11 protein-coding genes are annotated in these 19,213 nt (G+C 49.4%); 1 reads left to right on the forward strand and 10 read right to left on the reverse strand.

The features are described 5' to 3' along the window. Positions 1–1,702: 1,702 nt before the first annotated feature. The 5 genes from FBF61_RS07085 to FBF61_RS07105 form a co-directional block, all read right to left on the reverse strand. Positions 1,703–2,302: an RNA polymerase sigma factor gene (locus tag FBF61_RS07085; RefSeq protein WP_138476505.1), complete on the reverse strand. Its 600-nt coding sequence runs from the start codon at positions 2,300–2,302 to the stop codon at positions 1,703–1,705. Between the two features lie 189 nt (positions 2,303–2,491). Beyond that, positions 2,492–3,856, reverse strand: a complete 1,365-nt coding sequence (locus tag FBF61_RS07090) for an enolase C-terminal domain-like protein (protein WP_138476506.1) — start codon at positions 3,854–3,856, stop codon at positions 2,492–2,494. Positions 3,857–3,869: 13 nt separating this feature from the next. After that, on the reverse strand, positions 3,870–6,041 hold the full coding sequence (locus FBF61_RS07095) for an outer membrane protein assembly factor BamB family protein (protein WP_138476507.1): 2,172 nt from the start codon (positions 6,039–6,041) through the stop codon (positions 3,870–3,872). Positions 6,042–6,292: 251 nt separating this feature from the next. After that, positions 6,293–8,530, reverse strand: coding sequence for a DUF7133 domain-containing protein (locus FBF61_RS07100; protein ID WP_310590263.1), 2,238 nt, complete (start codon positions 8,528–8,530; stop codon positions 6,293–6,295). Between the two features lie 16 nt (positions 8,531–8,546). Beyond that, complete coding sequence (locus tag FBF61_RS07105; protein WP_138476508.1) at positions 8,547–11,024, reverse strand: glycoside hydrolase family 95 protein; 2,478 nt, start codon at positions 11,022–11,024, stop codon at positions 8,547–8,549. A 335-nt stretch (positions 11,025–11,359) separates the two neighbouring features. Here FBF61_RS07105 and FBF61_RS07110 point away from each other — a divergent pair, with 335 nt between their 5' ends. Continuing rightward, entirely contained in the window at positions 11,360–12,628 is a 1,269-nt protein-coding gene (locus tag FBF61_RS07110) for a cation:proton antiporter (protein ID WP_138476509.1), read from the forward strand. An 83-nt stretch (positions 12,629–12,711) separates the two neighbouring features. Here FBF61_RS07110 and FBF61_RS07115 read toward each other — a convergent pair whose 3' ends face one another. From FBF61_RS07115 to FBF61_RS07135, 5 genes are all read right to left on the reverse strand, one after another. Next, positions 12,712–14,136 carry a phytoene desaturase family protein gene (locus tag FBF61_RS07115; protein ID WP_138476510.1) on the reverse strand — a complete coding sequence of 475 codons (1,425 nt, stop codon included), beginning with the start codon at positions 14,134–14,136 and terminating at the stop codon, positions 12,712–12,714. 185 nt (positions 14,137–14,321) lie between these two features. Then, positions 14,322–15,047, reverse strand: a complete 726-nt coding sequence (locus FBF61_RS07120; protein ID WP_138476511.1) for an esterase family protein — start codon at positions 15,045–15,047, stop codon at positions 14,322–14,324. 14 nt (positions 15,048–15,061) lie between these two features. Then, positions 15,062–15,685, reverse strand: a complete 624-nt coding sequence (locus tag FBF61_RS07125) for a GDSL-type esterase/lipase family protein (protein WP_138476512.1) — start codon at positions 15,683–15,685, stop codon at positions 15,062–15,064. A gap of 133 nt (positions 15,686–15,818) precedes the next feature. Beyond that, positions 15,819–17,600: a cytochrome-c peroxidase gene (locus FBF61_RS07130; protein WP_166444447.1), complete on the reverse strand. Its 1,782-nt coding sequence runs from the start codon at positions 17,598–17,600 to the stop codon at positions 15,819–15,821. A 63-nt stretch (positions 17,601–17,663) separates the two neighbouring features. Beyond that, on the reverse strand, positions 17,664–19,130 hold the full coding sequence (locus FBF61_RS07135; RefSeq protein WP_138476514.1) for a PhoX family protein: 1,467 nt from the start codon (positions 19,128–19,130) through the stop codon (positions 17,664–17,666). Between the last annotated feature and the right edge of the window lie 83 nt (positions 19,131–19,213).

The raw sequence follows: 19,213 nt of genomic DNA on the forward strand, positions 1-19,213 counted from the left end.
ATCCCTTCGGGATTATTTGGGCGAATGCTTCTGGAAAGAATAACAGAAGCGCAAAGGGCTGAAATTTTTGTAACAGAACCGACATAACGATGATTCAGAAACCCGTCAGGGGTGACAGATTCGCCGAGACAATAAACTTCCCGTCAAAAAGCCCAGAGGGCTGAAATTTTGTAACAGAACCGACATAACAATATGATTCAGAAACCCCGTCAGGGGTGACATCTGGCCGATAAGTACTGAGCAACGTCGTTATCGCTATGCGGTCAAAGACCGCGTGACGCTCGGACGTAGCTAAAAACTACGCCCAACTTGAGAAATGGTTGATTTTCAATGGCATTGTTGGCTGGATGTCACCCCGTCGGGGTTACGGTTCGCACCCAATCTAATTATCTATAATAATTTCATCCCTTCGGGATTATTTGGGCGAATGCTTCTGGAAAGAAATAACAAAAGCCCAGGGGGCTGAAATTTTTGTAACACAACCGACATAACAAATTGATTCAGAAACCCCGTCAGGGGTGACAGATTCGCCGAGACAATCAATTTCCGTCAAAAGCCCAGAGGGCTGAAATTTTTGTAACAGAACCGACATAACAAATTGATTGGGAACCACGTCAGGGGTGACATCTGGCCGATAAGTGCCGAGCAATTTCGTTATCGCTATGCGGTCAAACACCGCGTGACGCTCGGACGTGGCTGAAAACTACGCCCAACTTGAGAAATGGTTGATTTTCAATGGCATTGTTGGCTGGATGCCACCCCGTCGGGGTTGCGGTTCGGATCCAATCTAATTCTATAATAATTTCATCCCGTCGGGATTATTTGGGCGAATGCTTCTGAAAAGGAACAACAAGCCCAGAGGGCTGAAATTTTTGTAACAGAACCGACATAACAAATTGATTCAGAAATCCCGTCAGGGGTGACAGATTCGCCGAGACAATCAATTTCCGTCAAAAGCCCAGAGGGCTGAAATTTTTGTAACACAACGGACATAACAAATTGATTCAGAAACCCGTCAGGGGTGACATCTGGCCGATAAGTGCCGAGCAATTTCGTTATCGCTACGCGGTCAAACACCGTGTGACGCTTGGACGTAGCTGAAAACTACGCCCAACTTGAGAAATGGTTGATTTTCAATGGCATTGTTGGCTGGATGCCACCCCGTCGGGGTTACGGTTCGCATCCAATCTAATTATCTATAATAATTTCATCCCTTCGGGATTATTTGGGCGAATGCTTCTGGAAAGAAATAACAAAAGCCCAGGGGGCTGAAATTTTTGTAACACAACCGACATAACAAATTGATTCAGAAACCCCGTCAGGGGTGACAGATTCGCCGAGACAATCAATTTCAGTCGAAAGCCCAGAGGGCTGAAATTTTTATAACAGATTGACGTAACAACTTGATTCAGAACCCCGTCAGGGGTGACAGATTCGCCGAGACAATCAATTTCAGTCAAAAGCCCAGAGGCCTGAAATTTTTGTAACAGCTCTGACGTAACAAATTAATTCAGAACCCCGTCAGGGGTGACATCTGGCCGATAAGTGCCGAGCAATTTCGTTATCGCTATGCGGTCAAAGACCGCGTGACGCTCGGACGTACGGGGCCGAACTGCGGTTACAAACTAAGCCCCACTTGCACGTACACTAAAAAAACATCACATGACCTCATGACAATACATGCCCTTGTAACTCTCCCACCCTACAACCTCCCCCAAAAAAGAAACGCCACTACCAGCCCCGCCCCGCATAAAATAACTTCCGCATAGTCCGATAAGATCTCCCGCAACCCCTTCATGGATTTTTGTAGCGTATTGTGAACAGACTGAAGGGAAATATTCATGATATCTGCGATCTGCTGGTGGTTGAACGAATTGAAGTAACGCAGGTTAATCACTTCCTGCTGGCGCGACGGCAGTTTGAGCAGGGCGCTGCTGAGCATCTTGGTACGGGTATTTTCCCTTTCCACATCAATAAGCTGGCTTTCTGCGGAAAGTGAGAAAAGCTTTTGTTCCATTACATTTTCGTCGAGCGCTGTGTCGTGACGGTTCAATGGATTCTGGGTAATCTTCCGGCGCAGGATCCGGAAAAGATAGAACTTGATTGAATCGGTGTCAGATAATCGCTGGCGGCCGTTCCAGAGCTCAATAAACATATCCTGGATCGAATCCTCCACCAGCTGCGTGTCCGTTGTAAGCTTGTGCCCATACTTGTAAAGCACCTCGATCTGCGACTTATACAAGATGGAAAAGGCAGTATCATCACCATCTCTGAAGCTTCTCCACAAGTCTGTGTCATTCATTATGATTCTTGCCGATACGTGAATAAAATAGCAAGAACAAACTTATCCCGGTGTCATTAAAAATATCTTAATAAAACATTAACACGGGCCGTTTATGACCATTTTTTTTAACAATTTCAATAAATAATAGGCTGTATGTCAGGAAATCCGGCTTTTCAAGGCGCAGCTTTCCTGACAAAGGCCATTATTTTAAGGTTTCAAAATCGTACCGTCGCTCTTGCGCACCGTCCATCTGGATTTGGTACCGATGGGATATTTCGCCGCTTCCTTTTCGTTGATATCAATGCCGAGTCCGGGTGTGTCATTGACATAGTAATACCCATTTTTAATGGTAGGGCAGCCGGGAAAAACCTCCTGCACTTTTTCGCTGAAACGCTGGGATTCCTGTATACCAAAGTTCCAGACAGCTATATCAATGTTGTTATTGGCCGAATGCCCTACCGGAGAGGTGTCGCCGGGGCCGTGCCAGGCAGTTTTTACATTGAACCATTCTCCCAGGCGCGCCACTTTCATAGCCGGGGTAATGCCGCCGATCTGCGAAATATGGATACGGATGTAATCAAAAAGCTGATTGGCCATCGGCTCGCGGAACTCGTTGATGTTATTGAAAAGTTCGCCCATGGCTATGGGCACGGTCGTACTGGCCCGAAGCTGCTTGAACCACCCCATATTTTCCGGTGAAAAAGGATCTTCTATGAAGTAGGGACGGTATTCTTCCAGCCCTTTGATCATGTTGATCGCGTCCATCGGTTCGACCAGCTCGTGCATATCGTGCAGCAGCTCCACATCTTCCCCGCATCTTTTGCGGACCATTTCAAACATTTTGGGCACCCGTTTCAGGTAAGTGCGCTGGTCGCTGAAATCGTCAGTAGCCCTTCCGAAACCTGCCGTCTTGAAATCCGGTTTTATCTCATCCATAGCACCTACCCCGCCGTATCCGCCCTGCTGTATACGCACATGCCTGAAACCCTCCTGCATATATTGCTGCACTTTGTCCGCAATAGCCTCCGGTGTGGGACCGCTGGCGTGGGTGTAGGTGTCCACCGCAATCCTCGCTTTTCCGCCAAGAAGCTGGTGAACAGGCATTTTGGCACGTTTCCCCTTGATATCCCACAAAGCCTGGTCCAGCCCGGAAAGTGCATTGTTCAGTACAGGCCCGTTCCTCCAGTACGAACTTACATACGCGGACTGCCACATATCCTCGATATTATCGACGTCCTTGCCTACGCAAAATTCGTTCAGATAAATATTGATGGCGGGCACAACTACCATAGCCCTTTGCGTAAATGTAGCACAACCCAGCCCGTACAGCCCCGGCTCAGAAGTTTCGACCTTCACAATTACCAGGTTAGCACCTCCGGGCGCAGTGGTAATCGCTTTTACACTCTTGATCGTGACCGGCGCCATTCCTTTGGCGTAATCTGGTTTTACATATTTCTCTGCACGGGCAGCAGGGCTTTCAAAAAGCGAGAACAGTCCTGCGGAAGAACCGGCAGCGAGTAATTTCAGCGCGCTGCGGCGGCTTTTTTCCGAATTTTTGTCTGTGTTAAGCATATCAGGTTCAGTTTTATTTCAATGAAAAAGCAATGTAATTCCCTCCTATTTTCTGGCCCCGCCCTCCGCCAGCCGCGATGACCACGTACTGTTTTCCGTCGATCTGGTAGGTGATAGGCGTGGCGAAACCACCGGCTGGCAACTGGTATTCCCAGATAACTTTTCCGGTTTTTTTGTCAAAAGCGCGGATTCGTTCGTCTTTGGTACCAGCAATAAAAACAAGCCCTCCCGCCGTCACAAGCGGCCCGCCATAGCTGTCCGTTCCGGTAACCGGAATCCCTTTTTTAGTAAGTTCCGGGTATTCGCCCAGCGGTACGCGCCAGAGATATTCACCGGTATTCAGGTCAATGGCGTTCAACGTACCCCACGGAGGTTTGATCCCCGGATACCCGTCCTGATCGGTAAATCTCTGCCATACTTTGCTAACATAGGCAGGCATAAACGGGAAGCCTGTTTTCTTGGGTTCTTTTCCGGTTTCCGCCCGGGCGGCAGACGGGCTGTTTTGCCCGGTTTCTGTATTCAGCAGAAAAGCAATGAGCGCATCATGTTCTTTGTCCGACAGATGTGAAAATGAAGGCATGCGGCCGCTACCGGTTTTGAGTATACTTTTAATGGCGGCGGCATTTAGTTTTTTACCAATATCCGCCAAAGCAGGCAATTCCGGTCCGCTTCCTTTTCTATCCTGACCGTGGCATGCTGCGCAATTGGCCAGATAAAGGTTGTTTCCCATACTCCGGGGCGCAGCTAATTTCTTTTCGCTGGCATCCATCATTACCAGCTCCCAGGGTTCTTCGTTTACATTCTGGTAAAAAACCCCGTCCGGATCCACCGCATTCCCGCCCCACTCTGCGCCTCCGCTGTAACCGAAAAGCAAAGTACCTGTTGTATTAGGCGGTGTGAATTTGTCGTCTGTTTTGATTTTAAGGAACCGCTCTTTCACGTAAGCATGCGCCTCGGGCGAAATGTTTGTAATATCATCCTCGGTATATACCTGCCGTGACAAAGGCAGCGGCTTCAACGGATACTTCTGGGTCGGGTATGGATGCTCGCCGGGCAGACCGCCGGTGGGAACCGGCCGTTCCTCTACAGGAAAAATAGAGGTTCCTTTGTCCCGGTCCAAAACATAAACAACTCCGTCCTTAGTGGCTTGCACCACTACATCCAGCTTCTTTCCCTTGTGCTTAATGGTTGTCAGATTGGGCGGGCTCGGGTGGTCGCGGTCCCAGAGATCATGGTGAATGGTCTGGTAGTACCATTTCATTTTTCCGGTTTGCGCATCAAGCGCCATGATGCAATTGGCAAAGAGATTAGCACCTTCCCGCATACCTCCGTAAAAATCAGAAGCAGGCGAGCCTGTTCCGAAATACACGACACCCCTTTTCTCATCCAGGCTCAGACCGCTCCAGTTGTTGACCGCCCCGATTTTCTTGTAGGCATCTTTCGGCCAGGTTTCATAGCCAAACTCCCCCGGTTGCGGAATAGTATGAAAAACCCATTTCAGCTTGCCGGTCACCACATCGAAAGCCCGCACATGACCCGGGGCCGCATCTGCAGACTCTGATACACTTGATCCGATGATAAAAGTGTTTTGAAATACAATTCCCGGGCTCGTCGCATTGACGGACAAAACGCTGACGTCGTGGTCCATATTCGTGGAAAGCCCTGCATGCAGATCGACCGTACCACCGTTACCGAAACTGGTGACACGTTCACCCGTGACGGCATTCACCGCATATAAACTGGAACCGACCGTGTATAGAATACGCTTATCCCGACCATTTTCCCAATAAACGACACCGCGATTAGAGTTGAGCTTGTCATTTTTGGACGGTTCAAATTTCCATAGCTGCTCGCCGGTGCCCGCTTTCAAGGCAAAAAGTTTGAGTTCCGGCGTGGTACCATACAAAACACCGTGTACCACAATCGGCTGGCATTGTATAGCCCTGCCCCTTTTGCGCCCCGGATCGGCCGGATCAGGTTTTTCGGAAGCATCGTACATCCACGCAACTTCCAGTTTCTTCACGTTTTCGGTGTTGATCTGGCTGAGCGCAGAGTACCGGTTGCCCGCTTTGTTACCCCCGTAGGCCGGCCAGTCTGATTCCACTTCGGTCGCTTTTGGTTTTTTATTGATACTGTATAAAAAAACCGTCGCCAGAAGCAGTCCTGTCAATAGGATTTTATTCATTGATAAAAACTATTTGGTGTTTTGCGTGATGAAATCGACAACTTTTGCCGGATCCGCAGGTTTCAGGAAGTTCCCTTCCGCTTCTCTCAGCACCAGGGTCATTTTCCCGGCCATTCACTGGTAAGTAGCGTCCCATTCCTCTTTTGTAGCGCCTGCCTGCTGAGAAAAACAGAGAGTAAAAAGGCAAAGAGACCCAGTGGCTCACTTTACAAAATGACCCGATCTGGTAATTCAGCATGCATTTCATATCGCTATTGTCGTGTTGGCAGTTCTTCCAGCGTCCAGGGCTTCGACCGCCCAACTGTTTGTTCTCTTATCATTTTTACGTCAGCAGGGCGGACTGCCGGGGCTTGTGCGAACTCATGCTTTACATAGCTGAGTACCGAAGCGATCCATACATCGTCATTATCGGCCATTGCGGGCATCTCGGTTGGGTAAGTCTGCCCGTCAATCGGGCCAGATAAGCCATGCAATAAAATCCGGATCGAGGCATCCGTACCTCGCCCCAATCGTTTTGAACCGACCAGTGGCGGCGCTGTTTTGCTGATCAATCCCTTGCCTTCCGCTCCATGGCAGGAAGTGCACAGCGATTTGTAGATCACCGCCCCGTCCAACACGAGCTTCCGGTCGGCTTCGCTAAGCCTTCCCAGGCGGAGCCCGAATTTCTTAACATCTTCGTTTTTTAAAATGCTGCGCTGCGTCGCCCCGAATATTTCATTGCTTGCAGAGGCAGTGAGCACTTCATCCGATAAGGTTTTTGCGGTCGGTAACTTGCTGTATGTCAAAGACAATACCAACTGCATACGAACGTCACTGCTTGCATCGGTTTTCATGGCGGTTAGCTGGCTTAATATTTCTTCGTTCTGCTGTTTCAGAAAAGGTTCGCTCAACCTTACAGCAGCCTTTCTTACCTCTGCATCATGATCTTTCAATGCGCCGATCAAGGTGGTTTTGTCCAGCGATTCCAGTCCTTCGAGCGTATACAATGCATGAAGACGTCCCAGGGCCGATGGTGCTTTGATCCACTCGTTTTTCTGGCCGAGGGCAATTGCTTTTAGTGCGGGAACTGCCGATTTATCATTTCTTACAATCATTTCCTTTTGTGCATTGTCGCGCCACCAGCCGTTGGGATGGTCGAGATAGGATACCAGTTTGTCAACCGGATCGGTCAGTAAATGCGGTTTGGGGCCAGGTTTCATCCCATCATATACCATCCTGTAAATACGTCCGTGCTGGATATTTTTGTCAAGACCGAGGCGCTTGATCTGTGGCCGCAGGTAACTGTTCGGCCCTGTCCAGTTTCCTTCCTGAATAATTCCCCGGTTCATATCCACCAGGTACAGGCATCCGTCGGGGCCTGTGTACATGTTTACCGTGCGGAAATTCATATCTGTGGATGCTACAAATTCTTTTTTCTGATAGGCATTTTCGAGGGTGATCTTGCCTTCTTTGTTAATCACTTTGGCGCGGCGGATCAGACGTCCCACCGGCTCGCTGATCAGCAAATCCCCCACCAAATCCTTTGGCAGACGGTCTCCCCGGAATATTACCTGCCCGCAGCTCGCCGTGAAATGGTTGAGCGTAGTATCGGCAGTCAGACGTTTCAAACCGCCTTCTACATCCGGTGTTTTGATAATCGGCCAAACAACGTTGAATTCATCGGTATACTGGTCGGGGAATTCCATTCTGCCATAAATAGGATTGAGCTGGAAACCCATCGCAGGGACTTCACCGCCCGCCGACGAAAAATAGAGCCGCCCGTAATTATCATGCGTAAGCCCCCACTGCCCGCTTGAACCACTCGGTATGGAGTCCGCTTTCAGTATGCCGTCTTTGTACCGGAAACGTACCGGGTCCACGGCCATGTAAATCCAGTTGTCCAGGTTCCAGTCCAACCCGCTGCGCTGGTGTTCCAGGTTCCCGGGTGATTTTTTGCCGGGCGTATACACAGGCCTTTTCACGTCCGAACTCCCGTCCCCGTCTGTATCCCTGTAGCTGAAAATGTCGTAGGTATCCGTTTCGTTTACGAGCAGTTCATTTCCCACGCAGAGAAGCATTCTCGGCAATAACATGTTGTCGATAAAAACAGCGCTTTTGTCCATTTTACCATCATTATCAGTGTCTTCCAGCAAAAGTACCCGACTGGTAGGTTCATGCTCCCCGGTACCTTCCACATCCTGCATGTAAGTATTCATTTCAGCCACGTACATCCTGCCATCGCCGTCCCAGGCAACCGCAACGGGCTCATGCACCATCGGCTCGCTGGCGACCAGTTCGAGATGGTAACCTTCGGGCAGTTTAAATGATTGGATGCTTTGTGCCGGTGTAAGATGCATACCGGTAGGATCTTCGGTAAAATCCGGAACAGCATCCACCGAGGCCGGGGTGGTCCGGAGTATGGCAGGTTTCTGGTTTCTGGCAACCTGACAGGTCACTGCCAGCATTGATGCAGCAGCTATGCCGGCTATCCACATTTGTCTCTTCATCATGATGTTTTTTAACTGACTAAAATACGAGGGTATAAGTTTTTCCTGGTTGTGTCTCGAAATCATAAACGAAAGTACCTTTCACTGGCTGCACACCCACTTTTGCATTGGGTGCAACCAGGGCCTTTGCGCCTTCTTCGGTGGTGTAAAATGAATTGGTATTTGCGCCGGAAGCAGCTTTCAGTGCTATTCCCTGCCCTTTCAAAACATTGGGAACCCTGATCCGGCAATTTCCGCCAAGCGCTGAGCGCACTTCCAGCCTTGCAACCCTGCCTTCTTTCCATTCCAGAGATACGACTTCAAATCCACCTCTTGCCCTTAAACCCTCAACGCTGCCGGTTTGCCAGACATCGGGCAACGCAGGCAGAAAATGAATGGCGCCATCGTGGTTCTGCATCAGCATTTCGGCAATACCGGCGGTGCATCCGAAATTACCATCGATCTGGAACGGAGGATGGGCATCAAAAAGATTGGTGTATGTGCCTCCGCCGCCTTTTTTATCCGGCGCGTCCACCGGTGAAAGCTGGTCAGTGATGAGTTTATAAGCCCGGTTACCATCCAGCAGCCGCGCCCACCAGTTTACTTTCCAGCCCATAGACCAGCCTGTGGAAACGTCGCCGCGGTGTTCCAGGGAAGTACGGGCGGCACTAAACAGCTCTGGGGTACGGTATGCCGAAAGCTGCCCCGACGGGTATAATCCGTAAAGGTGTGAAATATGGCGATGTTTGTCGTCCGGATTGTCGAGGTCTTCCAGCCACTCCTGCAATTGTCCGAATTTCCCTACCTGCATCGGTGCCAGCCGGGAGCGTTTTTCTTTGAGTGTTTTTATAAACTCCTTATCCGTACCCAAAGCTTCCGCCGCTCGCATGGCAGCAGTGAAAATATCGAATACGATCTGATTGTCCATGGTATTTCCCGCACCGATCGTCACATCCTTCCGCGAAGCCGGAAAGTTCTCGGGCGACATGCTTGGCGACACCACCAGCCATTTGTGCACCGGCTCTTCGATCAGAAAATCAACAAAAAACTGTGCAGCTCCTTTCAGCGCGGGATATACGGCTTTCAGGTACGTTTTGTCTCCTGAGTACCGGTATTTTTCCCACAAATGCGTGCTCAGCCAGGCACCGCCCATTGGCCACATAGCGTAAAAAATAGGGTCCACCGGGCCGGTAATGCGCCATATATCTGTATTGTGATGTGCGAGCCAGCCGCCTGCCCCATACATTACTTTTGCCGTTTCCTTTCCGGTTACCGACAGTTCCTGCACCATCTTCACCAGCGGGTCATGCATCTCGGTCAGGTTGGTGATCTCTGCCGGCCAGTAATTCATTTCCGTATTGATATTGATGGTATACTTGCTGTCCCAGGGCGGGGCCATTTCCTGGTTCCACAATCCCTGAAGCGTTGCCGGCTGGCTCACCGGAACATCTTTTCCCGCAGGCTGGGATGCGGAAATCAGCAGATACCTTCCGAATTGAAAATACAGGGAAACAAGCTGCGGATCATTTCCGGCGGCAAATTTCCGGATCCGCTCGTCGGTAGGAAGGCTGGCTGCCGCTGACGTGCCCAGATCCAGCTTTACCCGGTTGAAATACTTCTGGTAAGCTGCGATATGGCTGGCCAGTACCGCATCAAACGAACGTACCGCGGCTTTGGCCAGAAACTGACCGGCTTTCGCCTCCGGATTGGCAGTGAGCGTTTTGTAGTCAACAAAATTGGTGGCTATGGATATATATATTGTAGCTGCATCTGCTTTGTCAATTGTCACGGCAGTATCGCTGACGCTCATGCTGCCGCCTTGGGGAAGTACCTTTACATGTGCGTTGAAAGCGACCTGCCCCTTCACATTTTCATGGTCGGAGGTGATGCCTGCAAATGTGAGCTTGCCGGTTTTGTCTGTTTTGCGTGTGCCTTTTTGAGGGCTGGTAAAAAACGAGGAAAATGTCAGTTTGCCCGGCTTGTCGGCAGTCAGCCGGATGGCAATGACCTGATCGGGCACCGAAGCGATTACCTGCCGGGTATAACGCACGCCGTTCACCGTATAAGAGGTGGTGGTTACAGCTTTGTCCAGGTCAAGCTCGCGGTGGTAACCATCGAACGAACTATGTCCGGGAAAAGCTATATGGAGGTTGCCGACGGGCTGGTACATCATTCCCTGCGCCTTTTTTGATTCTATCTTGTCAGCTGCCAGTTTCTGGGCTTCGGCGTGTTTGCCTTCGAAAATCAGTTTCCGGATCACGGGTAAAGCTGCCAGAGCGTCCGGATTATCATTCCGGTTGGGGCCGCCCGACCATACGGTTGCTTCGTTCAGTTTGACAATTTCCTGTTCGGGGTTGCCGTAAACCATTGCACCCAGCCGCCCGTTCCCGACCGGTAGTGCATCGGTCCAGGTATTTCCGGCGGGTTGTTTGTACCAAAGTTTCAGTGCGCCCGGCTGGTTTGCAAGAAGAGGATTGCTTAAAAGAAAAAGAGTCAGTAACGGAAATAGTATTTTCATGAAAACGTCGGGTATCGGGAATTGGCAAACGAAGATCTACTAACAGATAGAAGTATTTTAATGGAGAATCTAATGCATGCCGGCAAGGAATAATCTGCCCGCAAATTATCGCAGGCGTATTAACAGAACCATTAATAAAACATTAATCGATGGGGCTGAATGATGTTTTTTCTCGTTCCGTTTATATATCCTGGCTTGTGAGCAGGTGTCGGGGTGCGACGGGCTTTGCCCGCCGGAGACGTACCGGGCCCTTTCAGGGCTGGCTTCACCCTCCCCCGCCCAGGGTTTAAACCCTGGGTTGGGAGGAGGGGCATGGTTTTTGGGGTTCTAACGGTATGGATAGTTATATCGTTACCATTACCATAATTGGAATAGCGGCTTTGGGAATGGCCTGGATGCCTTCCTTCACCAGGAAGACCGGCATTTCCGATTCGGTCGTCTATGTGTTGCTTGGCATCATCGTCTATGAATGCCTGGATATACTGCCTTCCCCCAATCCGATGGTGTATGAGGATTTTACAATTCACGTTACAGAACTCGTCGTAGTAATATCGCTGATGGGAACCGGACTGAAAATCGACCGCCCGTTTTCCTTCAAATCATGGCAAGTGCCTTTCCGTTTGCTCACGGTAACCATGATTCTATGTATTGCATCCGTAGCGATTCTAGCCTATTATTTTCTCAAACTTGACCTCGCTTCTTCAGTTTTACTGGGCGCAGTGCTTGCGCCTACCGACCCAGTCCTTGCTTCGGATGTACAGGTGGGGCCTCCGATGGAGGAGGTCAAAGACGAAGTGAGGTTTTCGCTCACCGCCGAAGCGGGTATGAACGACGGTATGGCTTTTCCTTTTACCTGGCTGGCAATCCTGCTGGCCGCGGCTGGGGCAGCGGACAGCAGTTTTACAAGTGTTTTTAAAGAATGGCTTACAATCGATCTGATCTATAAAATCGTTTGCGGCTTAGTAATGGGCCTGCTGATGGGCAGACTTTTAGCTTTCTTGATCTTTAATTTTTCCCAAAAAAACAAAGCGATTCAGCTCAACGATGGGTTTATCGCGGTAGCTGCCTCCCTGGCGATTTTCGGCATTACTGAACTGGTGCACGGCTATGGATTTGTCGCAGTTTTTGTCGCATCCATAACGCTCCGCAATTATGAACTGGACAATAAATTCCACAAGGACCTGCACAGCTTTTCGGATCAGTCTGAACGGATCCTGGTGGCCGTAGTACTGTTGATTTTTGGCGGCAGCCTGGTACATGGAATCCTGGATTATTTAACGTGGCAGATGGCATTACTTTCCGTGGTCTTCCTGCTCCTGATCCGGCCCCTGTCAGGTTTGATCGGATTACTGGGAACGCCTCTGCATTTGAAAGAAAAGCTGGGGATCAGTTTTTATGGAATCCGCGGCATCGGTTCATTTTATTATCTCGCTTTTGCCCTGAAGGAAGCATCATTTCCTTATGGCAAAGAACTCTGGTCCATGGTGGCTTTCATTGCACTGTTATCCGTCGTGATGCACGGGCTTACCGCCACGAGGGTTATGTCAAAACTTGAAAAACGATTCTCACAGAACATCCCGGAAGAGTCGGGAAAGCCCCTCTAGGCCAAGGTTTCAACCCTGGCCTAGAGGGGTGCGATAATCTGCAGTCTTCCCAAAATAACGGGCTGGAATATCTGATAAATTTGCTACCTGAACATGTCTTTCAGAACTTTTTGGGCTGCATGGTAGCCGCACATTCCGTGCACACCTCCCCCGGGCGGCGTTGAAGACGAGCAGATGTAAATACCTTTTGCCGAAGTACGGTAAGGTGACCAGCTCATGACCGGCCGGGTATAAAGCTGCCTGATATCCTGAATACCTCCGTTGATATCCCCTCCGACATAATTAGGATTATAGGCCTCCATTGCCGAAGGATTCATGGTATGCCGGCCAATAATGATATCCCTGAACCCAGGAGCAAACCTTTCCACCTGGCTTTCAATTGCCTCGGTCATATCCTCCTGCGAACCATGGGGTACGTGGCAATAGGCCCAGGCGGTATGCCTGCCTTCCGGAGCACGGGTGTTATCAAAAATACTTGGCTGCACAAAAAGAACAAACGGATTCTTAGGATGCCCACCTTCCGAAGTGAACTGTTCGGAATCGACAATCTCTTCCAGCGTATTGCCCAGATGCACCGTTCCGGCCTTCCGGCAGGCCTCTGCCCTGAAAGGCACCTGCTCCTGCAAAGCCCAGTCTATCTTGAACACGCCCATCCCGTAACGGTACCGGCCCAGTTTCTTTTTATACGACGAACTTAGTTTTTCACCGGCAATCTCTACCAGCTGCCGGGGCGTGACGTCCAGAAGTACCGCTTTCGATGGGGGAAGCTCATTGATATTTTTCACCTCAAAGCCCGTCCGGAGCTCACCGCCTATCGAAAAAAAATAAGATTCAAGCGCGCTGGCAATGGCCTGTGAACCACCCCTGGCGATCGGCCAGTTACCAACGTGTGCAGCCGACATCAGCATAAGTCCGATCGCAGACGTGGCCATATTGGTCAGTGGCTGAATGGCGTGTGCCGACATCCCCGCCCATAACCCGCGCGCCTCTTGTGTATGGAACTGTTCGGCCAGCCAGGTAGCGGAAGTAAGTGCTTTCAGGCCAAAACCTGCGAGTGAAAGTGGGTGGTGAGGGACCGGAAAAGGACTCAGCAGGTCCGGTAACAATTTCGGAAGGTCAGCTACAATCCCCTGCATCAGGTTCAGGTAGGCTTCGCGGTCGCGACCGAGCCTGGCTGCGGTATTGTGAACGGATTTCTCCAGTATCCCTGCATTCCCGTCATCAAAAGGGTGGGCAGCTGCGATGGGCGGGTTGATGAGCTCCAGTCCGTGCTCTGCCAGGGGGATATTCTTAAAAAACGGCGATAATGTAACCATCGGGTGCACTGCCGAACATACATCGTGTACGAACCCTGGCAGGGTCAGCGCTTTTGAGCGCATCCCTCCTCCTGTTTCTTCTTTACCCTCCACCAGAAGGACAGATAAACCCGCCTGTCTGAGAGTAATGGCGGCCGCAAATCCGTTGGGACCCGAGCCTACAACTACGGCATCATATTCCTGACTATTCACAAACTATATTTTCAAAGGTCATTCAATCTTGCAAATGCCATACCGGGATGGAATTGACAAGGGTACAACTTCAAAAGTTGAGTTGCAGGACATTTACTATTGAAAAATGAAATATCTGTGGATTTATAGGATAAATACCATTAAACAGCTCGAATTCAGTTTGCAGAACGAATTAAAAATTTGTGTTACAAATACAGTTTAACCATTTCTCTCCAGTAGCGGGGACGATGTGCTTCTTCCTCCCAGATATACAGATTATGAGGTACTTCGATGTGGTTCAATGAATTGCTTAGTTCCTTATTATTGTCCAGAAATGAGTCTTCCCGGCCTATAACAAGGGTAATATCCAGTTTGCGGAGCTGTTTCAGCAGTTTGGGATCAGATATTTTGGGAACAAAATACGTAGGCATGTTGAAATAAATATTTTCGTCAAAATATCCGTCGAAAAGATCCTCGAAGTGGGGCAATGCACGGGTGAGATCATACCGGGCACTCATACCCACTACTTTTGTAAAAATGGTGGGATGCTTTAGTGCAATATTGACAGCATGGTAACCCCCCAGGCTGCAGCCCGCTGCAACCAGTCCTTTCCGCCGGTTTTGTTTTTTGATAAAAGGGATTACTTCCTGCAAAATGTAGTTTTCATACTGTATATGCCGGATGATTCGAAGGTGTGGAGCATCCCGGGAATAGAAACTTTCACCGTCAATGCTGTCGATACAGTAGACCTGGATCTGGCCTGCCTCTATCCTCGGTTTCATAGCGTCAATGACACGCCAGTCTTCAAAGTCATAGAAATGTGCCGCCCTTGTCGGAAAAAAGATAACAGGAACGCCTGCGTGACCAAAAACAAGCATCTCCATATCCCTGTTTAAAACCGGGCTGAACCATTTGTGATATGCTCTTTCCATAACAAAGAGGACGATTATGGTGCATTTAAGAAATTTTCCCCGTTTACCGGGAGACTAATGTTTTCCAGGATGATCTTTTTCCAGAGTGCATAACCCTCCGCGCTCAGATGCAGCCCGTCTGCTTCAAAAAGTGATTTTCGCGGGTATCCCTGATAATTCACCATGGCCGGATATACATCGATATAATTCTGAAAAGGGTCTTTATCTATTTCCTCCCGGATCAGTTTGTTGGTCAGTCTGATCTCATCGATAATTCCCCAGCGCTGCAGGCTTGGTTTCACAGAAATAAAAAAACAGGGGATATCCCCGAAAGTACGGCGGATCTGCTCCATCAGCTGACGGTAAAAAAGGCAAACTTCCGTAGGGTGACGCCCGTCGCCCAGGTCATTGTCGCCGGCGTAAATAACGATTGTCCGTGCCGAGTGCACCGGCGCCAGGATGCGGTCGAAAAACCAGGTGCAGGCAGCCAGGGTCGACCCGCCAAAACCCAGGTTTACAGGTTTAAAGTTGGCAAAATCGGTATACAAAGTTGACCAGAGCGTAATGCTGGAACTGCCGTAGAAGACAGTTTCAGGTTCATAAGAAAGCCCTGCCAGCTCTTTTTCCACCCGCACCACTTCGTCTTCATACCAAACCATATATTGACTTTATAATTTCTATCCTGATGTCTGTTTCCAAAGTTACGTCCGTATTGTTAACTGATCATTAATATATGATAATCCTGCAATCATTTCGCCGGGAAATTCATTTTCCTTTCCTGAAAATTACATGCTATTGATCCGTAAGGCTTTCCATAAAATCAACTACATACCCGATTTCAGTTTCAGACAAATCCAGCTTGTCCGGTGCGAGGGTCTGGTTGGGTACATCCAGCCCAAGCCCTGCACCGCCTCCCCGATTGTAAAAATCCATTACCTCACTGAGGCTCGCGTAGGCACCATTGTGCATATACGGGCTGGTTTTGGTAATATTCCTTATTGTACTGGTCTTAAAAGAATTTTTCCACTGCGGAAAACGGTTATGCGCTCCCCGCCCGGCATCAGGGTCCAGAACGGGATGCTCCCAGTCTGCCCGGACGGTTACCCCAAGCACTTCCGATTCAGTTCGCTGATAGTCGGGAGGAACGGTACCATTGAACAATGGCATAAAATGGCAGGTCCCGCAACGGGCTTTTCCCATAAACAGGTTAAAGCCTTTTACCTGGTTGTCGGTAAGTGCACGCGCATCCCCGCGCATGTATTTGTCGAAGGCAGAATTGAAAGGGCTTAAAGATCTTACGAATGAAGCCAGCGCGTTCTGCACATATACCGCCCGGATAGAGTCCATCTTCGGAAAAGCTTTTCGGAAATATTGCCTGTAATCTTCGTCCGAACCTAAGAGCCTGGCTATGTCCGCGAGGGAGCCATGCATTTCATCTTTGTTATGGATCACATCGGCGGCCTGATCTTCCAGGGACGGCGAACGCAGATCGTAAAACAGCGCCTGCTGAAGGGCGGCATAGGCGAGTGTGGGCGCATTTCTGCTGACGTGATCTCTGGCAAAACCTTTGCTCGTTTTCAAACCATCGGAATAGGCAAGTTCCGGCTGGTGACAGCTTCCGCAGCTTGTTTTTCCGTCGCCGGAAAGCCGGGGATCAAAAAACAGCTTTCGCCCCAGTGCGACCCTGTCAGCGGTGGATTTGAAGGCAGGATTCGAGACCAGGGATTCTGCGTCAAATGCGTCAACATCAAACAGCGTGACTGCCTCTCCGTTCAGAAGTTTGTAATCTCTGATAAATGGGATCGCCGCAAGTTTCTGATTCTGATGAAATTCCCTGCATATCGGATTGATATAGTCCTTAATGAATGCAGCTCTGTCAAAATCATCAAAGCTTTTTCCTTTTTTCAGGAAATCAGCGGCGGCTTTTGTCTGGCTGGTCAGCCTGGCATACCCAGGTAAAATAGCTTTGTAGACATCCAGAAACTCGCTGAACGACGCCAGTACAACACCAGCTTCGTCCAGCGTATTGCCCGACGCAGGGGTGTCAAAACCCGAAATCCCCAAAGTGATCATACGGAACATTTCAAGCCGCCAGGCATCGAAGATGTGAGAATCAGTGATCCGGATATCTTTCCACAAAGATTTGATACGCTTCACATTCACCTGCATTTTCCGCACCTGCCGGACGAGCTCTTCCTGGTCGGCCGGTTCAGCTGCGTAAACAAGTTCTTCAATCACCTGCAGTCCGCCGGGTTCAAAAACTGCGTTTTCTTCATCTTCAATCTCGTCGAGCGGTGCACCGTTTACCAGCTTTACGGTAGATGGTGTGAAGTATTCGGAAAATGCCTCTGTTTTTTTAAATAACAACCTCAATTTCAAAAACTCCCTTCGGAGGGAAAGGCTGTCTTGTTTCTGTTTTACAAATTCCAGAAAGTTGTCGTTGGCGCTGATCAGGATATCCAGGTCATTGTCAAAATTGGCATACAGCTTTTCTGACGGCGTTTTACCCGGACTACAACAACACAGTATAACGGATAGAAGCACAGCCGCAATCCGGCCTGATTTTTTTTTCATGGACATATAAAAACATAGAAGGCCTCCCGAAAAAGGCCTTCTCCAAGTTATAGTAACAGTATTTTATTGTTGGATTCCTCTGACAATTACAGTCTGTCCACCCTCCTTATTGGTGGAAAGCCCGCTTCCGTCGGCGCCTTTGTACTTTTCGTCCTGCCAGGTATGCGGGTGCAGGTTGATCATAAAAGTCTCCGGGATTCCTACTACGTCGGAGATATCGATCATAGCGCCGTATTCCCAGCTACTCAGAGAATTGTTTCCCGCGGAGTTGTATTTAGCGTTAAAATCGACGTTGTCGCGGCGGTGGTTCATGCGCAGCATCGCCTTGCTTTCCTTGGTAGCAATGTTATACTGCCAGATCGTGCCGTCGTGGTCATTGTTTTTGTAAAATGAATCACCGTCTTCCTGCACATACACAAAGTTTTTGGTCACGCAGATATTATCAGGGTTTACAATGAAACTACCCGGATTGTCTGCGCCGTCCATGATGATTTCCAGTTTTCCTTTCAAAGGATCAGTTTCATCAAAGTTCATTTTGTAAACTCTTCCCCACATGTTCTTCCCTTCTACGGGCGTCACCTTGTCGGCCTGGCTTACACCGGTTGCAGTAAAATAGATTTCCCTTCCTACCCCGTTCCCGCCTTTGCGGTAATCGATATCTTCCACACGGGCAAACTGGATCATCTTCTTGTCCACAGTCTGCGCCTGCAGTTGTGTTCCTGTGCTGGTTTTTACATCATCAAAAGGCACGAACTCTACATCGTAAGACTGCCCTTTAACCATATCCGTTTCGACGCTTTCCTGATTGGTACGGCGGAGTGCATACAGTTTTCCGCTGTTCAGGTCGCCTACAACATCCGATACATAGGCCACAAGCTGCCCGTTCGTGTCATCTTCTCCGATGACGATCACCGTTTTACCTGGAAAAGCATCTTTGGGCAGGGGAACTGCATTTTCTGCATTCCATTTTCCAAAAGCACTTACGGTCCTTGTTTTGTTCTTTTTGTCGGCAGGGGCAAAAATATCAATGGCGTGCGTCATCGATTCAGAGTTTGTTTCTCCGGCTGTCAGAAAAACCGGCCCGAAACCGTGCTCCTCAGGTGTAGCAAGCGTCGCCGAACACAACCGCCATTGTCCGCCCTCGGCATCCGCAATGTACTCGCCTTTTACAGGTTTCATTTCCTTGTCCAGGAATACGCGGGATACGGAAAAATGGATCTCATGGTTGTTGATCATGATGTAGCCTTCCCCATTCGGGTTTTTCACGAAAGCGCCACCGTCGGGCTGGGCTCCGTAAACGAAACCCGGGGAATCCTGCAATTGATCGTCCGAGCTGATCAGTGTAGTGATTTTGAGGTCTTCGAAACCAGGCAGCGACATCACCAGGGCCGGGTTCACAGACCTGTCGATGAGTTTGGTCGGATCAACTGGCTGATCGTGGTCCTGCAGTGTGCAGCCAGAAAAAGCCATAGATCCGCATAGAAATGCAGCTATGGCCGTTTTGTTGTTAAAAGTGTAATTTTTCGCCATGGTGAGATAGTATTTTCACACAAAGCTAATCCTACACTTTCACTGCAATTTTACCTGGTCATTAAGGTATCATGAACAAAATT

It is taken from the genome of Dyadobacter bucti (genome assembly GCF_005869225.1).
Classification (GTDB): Bacteria; Bacteroidota; Bacteroidia; order Cytophagales; family Spirosomataceae; genus Dyadobacter; species Dyadobacter bucti.

Bases quoted from the DNA above. Each gene is read 5' to 3' on its own strand.
- FBF61_RS07120 (WP_138476511.1), bottom strand. From the start codon at position 15,047: ATGGAAAGAGCATATCACAAATGGTTCAGCCCGGTTTTAAACAGGGAT.
- FBF61_RS07130 (WP_166444447.1), bottom strand. From the start codon at position 17,600: ATGAAAAAAAAATCAGGCCGGATTGCGGCTGTGCTTCTATCCGTTATA.
- FBF61_RS07090 (WP_138476506.1), bottom strand. From the start codon at position 3,856: ATGCTTAACACAGACAAAAATTCGGAAAAAAGCCGCCGCAGCGCGCTG.
- FBF61_RS07100 (WP_310590263.1), bottom strand. From the start codon at position 8,530: ATGATGAAGAGACAAATGTGGATAGCCGGCATAGCTGCTGCATCAATG.
- FBF61_RS07125 (WP_138476512.1), bottom strand. From the start codon at position 15,685: ATGGTTTGGTATGAAGACGAAGTGGTGCGGGTGGAAAAAGAGCTGGCA.
- FBF61_RS07105 (WP_138476508.1), bottom strand. From the start codon at position 11,024: ATGAAAATACTATTTCCGTTACTGACTCTTTTTCTTTTAAGCAATCCT.
- FBF61_RS07135 (WP_138476514.1), bottom strand. From the start codon at position 19,130: ATGGCGAAAAATTACACTTTTAACAACAAAACGGCCATAGCTGCATTT.
- FBF61_RS07110 (WP_138476509.1), top strand. From the start codon at position 11,360: ATGGATAGTTATATCGTTACCATTACCATAATTGGAATAGCGGCTTTG.
- FBF61_RS07095 (WP_138476507.1), bottom strand. From the start codon at position 6,041: ATGAATAAAATCCTATTGACAGGACTGCTTCTGGCGACGGTTTTTTTA.
- FBF61_RS07085 (WP_138476505.1), bottom strand. From the start codon at position 2,302: ATGAATGACACAGACTTGTGGAGAAGCTTCAGAGATGGTGATGATACT.